Genomic DNA, 4,464 nt, shown 5'->3' with positions numbered 1-4,464 from the left:
CCCGCGCCCGCGACATGACCCGCCGGACAGGCCCTGAACGGATTGACCAGTCTTTCGCCGGTTCATGTACCCGTCAGAGGCCGGACGGGGTGCGGCCACTCGCGCGACCTTGACAACTCCCCTGCCCAGGAAAGAGATTGACGCGCGTAGAAATCCGCCCTCGTCCCGGCGCTCGCCACTCGCACGTCCCCGGAGGGATCCCTTGCCGAGCCAGTCAGCACGTCCCGCGTTCTCCGCCTCCTCTGTGTTCTCTGTGTTCTCCCGGTCGCGGCTCGCCGCGCTCGCCGTCGTCACCGCCTGCGGCGCGGCCGGCACCGTGCTCGCGGTCACGCCCGCGCACGCCGACGCCGTCGCCATCCACGACATCCAGGGCTCCACCCGCGTCTCCCCGCTCGCGGGCCGGGCCGTCACGGACGTCGCCGGGGTCGTGACCGGGGTCCGTGCGTACGGCTCGTCCAAGGGCTTCTGGTTCCAGGACACCCGGCCCGACGACGACCCGGCCACCAGCGAGGGCGTGTTCGTGTTCACGGGCTCGACGCCGACGGTGCGGGCCGGCGACGCGGTGACGGTGTCCGGCACGGTCACCGAGTACGTCCCGGGCGGCGCCGCCTCCGGGAACCAGTCGCTGACCGAGATATCCCGGCCGGCCGTCACCGTCGTCTCCTCGGGCCACGAGATCCCCGTCACCCGCATCGACGCCCGCTCGGTCCCCGCCGCGTACGCCCCGCAGGGCGACCCGGCCGCCCAGGGCTCGGTCGACGCGCTGCCGCTGCGCCCGCGCGCGTACGCCCTCGACTACTACGAGTCCCTCGAGGGCCAGAACGTACGGATCGGCTCGTCACGGGTCGTCACCGCGACCGATCCGTACACCGAGCTGTGGGTCACCGTGAAGCCGCACGAGAACCGGACCGCCCGGGGCGGCACCCGGTACGGCTCGTACGACGCCCAGAACACCGGCCGGCTGCAGATCCAGTCGCTCGGCGCCACCGCCGACTTCCCCGCGGCGGACGTCGGTGACACCCTCGCCGGCACCACCGAAGGCCCCCTGGACTTCAACCAGTTCGGCGGGTACACCCTGGTCGCCCGGGACCTCGGGACGCTGGAGCAGGGCGGGCTGCGGCGCGAGACGACGCGGCGGCAGAAGTCCGCCGAGCTGGCCGTGGCCACGTACAACGTGGAGAACCTCGACCCGTCCGACGACACCTTCGCGGCGCACGCGAGCGCGATCGTCGACCACCTGCGCTCGCCCGACATCGTGTCCCTGGAGGAGATCCAGGACAACGACGGCGCGGAGGACAGCGGCACGGTCGCCTCGGACGTGACCGTCGGGAAGCTGATCGACGCGATCGTCGCGGCCGGCGGCCCGCGCTATGCGTGGCGCGGCATCGACCCGGTCGACGGCCAGGACGGCGGCGAGCCGGGCGGCAACATCCGCCAGGTGTTCCTCTTCAACCCGGAGCGGGTGTCCTTCACCGACCGCGCGGGCGGCGACGCGACGACCGCCGTCGGCGTGACGCGGGCCGCGCACGGCAAGGCGGCGCTGACCGCGTCCCCCGGCCGGATCTCGCCCGCGTCCGACGCCTGGAAGAACAGCCGCAAGCCGCTGGCCGGCGAGTTCACCTTCCGCGGCCGGACCGTCTTCGTGATCGCGAACCACTTCGCGTCCAAGGGCGGCGACCAGGGCCTGACCTCCCGCTACCAGCCCCCGGCGCGCAGCTCGGAGACGCAGCGGCACGCGCAGGCCGACGAGGTCAACGCGTTCGTCAAGGACGTCCTGAAGGTGCAGCGCGACGCGGACGTGATCGCCCTCGGCGACATCAACGACTTCGAGTTCTCCGGCACCGCGCAGCGCCTGGAGGCGGGCGGCGCGCTCTGGTCGGCGATCAAGTCGCTGCCGAAGAAGGAGCGTTACACGTACGACTACCAGGGCAACAGCCAGGTGCTCGACCAGATCCTGGTGAGCCCGTCGATCCGCCGGGGCCCGTTCGCGTACGACAGCGTGCACCTCAACAGCGAGTTCCACGACCAGATCAGCGACCACGACCCGCAGGTGCTGCGCCTGCGCCCGTGACGGCGCACCGCCGTCAGTCGGCCGGCCGGCCCGCGAGTCCGGCCGGCCGCCCGGCCGCCGACAGGAGCGCGTACTCGTCGGCGACCACGGCCTCGGCGACGGCCACCGCCCGCTCCCCCGCCAGGCGCCGCCCTGCGTGGGAGTAGGGCGGAGGCGAGGGGCGGCGACGGCGCCACCAGGCGTCGGCCGCCGCGTAGATGCCGCTCGCACACATCACGGCGGGCATGGCCAGGGCCGTCACCACGTCTCGCACACTCACTCCTCGTGAACCGTCGGACACTCTCTGTGCGGTTCATCGGATCCGCGATGGGCCGTCTGAAGGAATTCCGGCCCCGCTCAGATGTCCGGTCCGTACGCCTCACCAGGCACCTCTCAGCGTTGCTCCGCTCGATGTCGTAGCAGATTTAAGTGGAGCTTCACGGTCGGGCGTCCGACACTTCCCGCATGAGCGACGACACCGCCCCCGGGCGCCCCGCACCCCCGTTCGGCCGCGTCCTGTGCGCGATGGTCACGCCCTTCACCGCGGACGGCGGTGCCGTGGACCTGGACGCCGCGCAGCACCTGGCCGACCGGCTCGTGACGGAGGGCTGCGAGGGTCTCGTGCTGTCCGGGACGACCGGCGAGTCCTCGACGACGTCGGACGCGGAGAAGGCAGCCCTCGTGCGGGCGGTGCGCGCGGCCGTGGCGGGGCGCGCGAGCGTGCTCACCGGGATCGGCACGGCGGACACCCGGCACAGCACGGAGCTCGCCCGCGCGGCCGAACGGGCGGGCGCCGACGGCCTGCTGGCGGCCGCCCCCTCCTACGTCCGGCCCCCGCAGGACGCCGTGGCCGCCCACTTCCGCACCCTCGCGGACGCGACCGGGCTGCCGCTGATGCTCTACGACATCCCGGGCCGCACCGGCACCCGGATCGAGCCGGCCACGACGACCGCGCTCGCGGAGCACCCCCGGATCGTGGCGGTCAAGGACTGCGCCTACGACCTGCTCGGCACCCAGAAGGTCATGGCCGCCACCGACCTGGCCTACTACACGGGGTGCGACGAGTACGTGCTCGCGCTGCGCGCCCTCGGCGGCGCGGGCTGCGTGTCGACCGTGGCCAACGTCGCGCCCGCCGCCGTCCGCGCGATCGTCGACGCCTACGACGCGGGCGCCACCGCGGACGCGGCGCGGCGGCAGCGGGAGACCGTCGCGCTCACGGACGCGATGATGAACGGGGGCCTGCCCGGCGCCGTCACCGCGAAGTCCCTCCTCACCACGCTGGGCCTGCCGGGCGGCGGCCCCGTCCGCGCACCCCTGCTGCCCGCCGGCCGGGCCGCGGCCGACGGGCTCCTCGCCGCGTACGGGGCGCTGCTCAGCGCTGCGTGAACTGCGGGTCCCAGCGCCCCGGGTAGGCGTCGGACGCCTTGCGGAAGTCGCTGAGCGGGACGACCTCGTGGCTGCCGAGGGTGATCAGCAGGAGCTGGTTGCGGAACTCCCCCTTGCCGTCGCACCGCTTCGGGTCGCAGCCCCAGGCGACGACCCGCTTGTTGTCGGCCCACGCGACGAGCTGCTGGGCGGGCAGCTTCTCGACCCGTTCGCCGGTGCGGGCGTCGTTCACGGCGACGGCGATCTCCTTGCCGCGCCCCGCGAAGTCCCCGGCGACGTGCTTGCCGTCGGGCGAGAGCCCCGCCTGGACGTACCACTGCACATGGCGTTCGGCGGCGGGCACGGGGGCCTTGCGGCCCTTCAGGTCGAAGTACTGCTCGGGCACACCGCCCGTCATGACACCGGCGTGCACGAGCCGGCCGGTGGCGCTGAACTCGAAGTCCTGGCGGGCGTTGATGTCGTCGTTCTCGGACACCTTGTGCCACTCGCTGTGCCCGGTCCTGACGTCGACGACGGCGAACCCGGTGCGGGACGACCGGAAGTCGATTCCCGGCGAGGCCTTGCCGCTGCCGTCGTGCACCGGGAACTTCTTGTACAGCCGGTCCGGGTCCTTCGCGTACGTCGTCGCGACGAGCCTGGTGCCGTCGGGCGAGAACCGGACCCCGGCGGTCCCCTGTGCCACCGGGATCCAGCGCTTCACCCTGTTCGTCGCGAGATCGAGCAGTCCGATCCGCGACGCGGGCAGCTTCTTCTCCAGGACGGCGGCGGTGCGCAGTCCCGGGGCGACGGTCAGCCAGCTCCAGCGCGTGGTCCTGCGGTACGTCCTGGTGTCCGGGTCGAGAACGCCGTACGTCCGCACCAGTTCCCCGTCGCCGTTGTCGAAGACGACCTGCCGGGTGCTGGCGAAGGAGGCCAGCGCGGTCCGTCCCGCGGCGATGACGTCCTTCGGCGGTGACTGGTCGGGGTGCGCGATGACGTCCTGGGAGCCGGTGACCCCGGCGGGCCGGACGTCCTCGCCGCCGCCGCTG

The 4,464-nt window shown here is 73.2% G+C and carries 4 protein-coding genes; 2 read left to right on the top strand and 2 right to left on the bottom strand.

Going from position 1 to position 4,464, the window contains the following annotated elements:
• The first annotated feature begins 244 nt into the window (after window positions 1–244).
• Entirely contained in the window at window positions 245–2,071 is a 1,827-nt protein-coding gene (locus GTW43_RS26560; RefSeq protein WP_343246124.1) for an endonuclease/exonuclease/phosphatase family protein, read from the top strand.
• 13 nt (window positions 2,072–2,084) lie between these two features.
• Here GTW43_RS26560 and GTW43_RS26555 read toward each other — a convergent pair whose 3' ends face one another.
• Complete coding sequence (locus tag GTW43_RS26555; RefSeq protein WP_343246123.1) at window positions 2,085–2,324, bottom strand: hypothetical protein; 240 nt, start codon at window positions 2,322–2,324, stop codon at window positions 2,085–2,087.
• Between the two features lie 191 nt (window positions 2,325–2,515).
• Between GTW43_RS26555 and dapA the strand changes: the two genes are divergently transcribed.
• On the top strand, window positions 2,516–3,436 hold the full coding sequence (dapA, locus tag GTW43_RS26550; RefSeq protein WP_161304499.1) for a 4-hydroxy-tetrahydrodipicolinate synthase: 921 nt from the start codon (window positions 2,516–2,518) through the stop codon (window positions 3,434–3,436).
• Here the strand turns inward: dapA and GTW43_RS26545 are convergent.
• Window positions 3,423–4,464: WD40 repeat domain-containing protein (locus tag GTW43_RS26545; RefSeq protein WP_161304498.1), on the bottom strand; the 1,042-nt coding region annotated here is incomplete at its 5' end. The genes dapA and GTW43_RS26545 overlap by 14 nt on opposite strands.

Origin of the sequence: Streptomyces sp. SID5785 (assembly GCF_009870065.1) — a bacterium.
Taxonomy (GTDB): domain Bacteria; phylum Actinomycetota; class Actinomycetes; order Streptomycetales; family Streptomycetaceae; genus Streptomyces.
Note: the sequence above shows the minus strand (reverse complement) of the source record. Positions and strands in the feature narration are given on the sequence as shown.

Bases quoted from the DNA above. Each gene is read 5' to 3' on its own strand.
- dapA (WP_161304499.1), top strand. From the start codon at position 2,516: ATGAGCGACGACACCGCCCCCGGGCGCCCCGCACCCCCGTTCGGCCGC.